The organism is Bergeyella anatis (assembly GCF_036016955.1).
In the GTDB taxonomy this organism is placed as follows: domain Bacteria; phylum Bacteroidota; class Bacteroidia; order Flavobacteriales; family Weeksellaceae; genus JAYWXI01.
In genome coordinates, this window is sequence record NZ_JAYWXI010000069.1 from 1 (window position 1) to 1,083 (window position 1,083).

The following is a 1,083-nucleotide window of genomic DNA, read 5'->3' on the forward strand; positions in this document are numbered from 1 at the left end:
TCAGCTTTTTTTTAATAATTTAGCTTCTGTGGAAACACATCGGCTACGTCACTGCTAAATTGAACTTTCGGTTCAATTTATCCGCCACTTCGCCAATGCGTTTCCCGTTATGGGCCATTTTTGAATGACAATGCGAATAGATACAGACAAACAAATGAATTTACTTAGTGATAAGAACGTTGCAATAATTGGTGGTGGCTCCGGATGGAACCTATCATTGGGTAATTGGTTATTTTCTCACGGAAGAAGAGGCCAGGGGAACACAGGTTCACGATGCAGTAATTCCAAATCCCCGCATGGTGTTCATTTCACCTACAATTTACAAAGTACTTCCATGAAAGTAGCATTGATTGTTGCTGTTGATCAGCAATTCGGTATTGGAAAGAACAATGATTTGATGTGGCATTTGCCTGCAGATATGAAATTTTTCAAAGAAACAACCACGGGACATATTGTGGTTACAGGTAGAAAAAACTACGATTCCATTCCGGAACGTTTTCGGCCGTTGCCCAACCGCGAGAATGCGGTCTTAACACGCAATACCGAATATCATGCTCCTGGAGCAGTTGTTTTTTCTTCCTTGGAATCCTGTTTGGATCATTATAAAAATGAAGTGGAACGAACCGTTTTCATAATTGGAGGCGGACAAATTTACCGAGAAGCTTTAGCGCTTGATTGTGTTCAAGAGATGTTTATTACCCATGTGCAGGGCGAATTTGGTGCAGATACCTTCTTCCCGAAATTCGAAGCTGTCGCTTGGAATGTTGAAACGGTAGCAACCCAAGCAGTGGATGAGAAAAATGCCTATGCGTTTGAAGTGAAAAGGTATTGGAGGTAACGTGATTACTTGATGAGAAATAAGAAATCATTGTCTACCTACTTTCGTTATATTTGATCAAATAAAGAAACAAACCTGCACAAAAACATCAAGTATTATGCTGTTTTGTACAGAAAAGCCGTATCAATAAATAAGTTATGTGTAATTTTAGCCGCAAACGCAGTTAAAACAAAAAGGCTCCGAATTTCGGAACCTTCTTTTTATCATTTCATTTTTCTAAAAAACTTGTACAACAAATCGATTTT

At 38.8% G+C, this 1,083-nt stretch carries 1 protein-coding gene; it reads left to right on the forward strand.

The annotated features are described in order from the left end of the window. The first annotated feature begins 334 nt into the window (after nucleotides 1–334). Complete coding sequence (locus VQ048_RS12225; protein ID WP_038694170.1) at nucleotides 335–838, forward strand: trimethoprim-resistant dihydrofolate reductase DfrA49; 504 nt, start codon at nucleotides 335–337, stop codon at nucleotides 836–838. The last annotated feature ends 245 nt before the right edge of the window (nucleotides 839–1,083 follow it).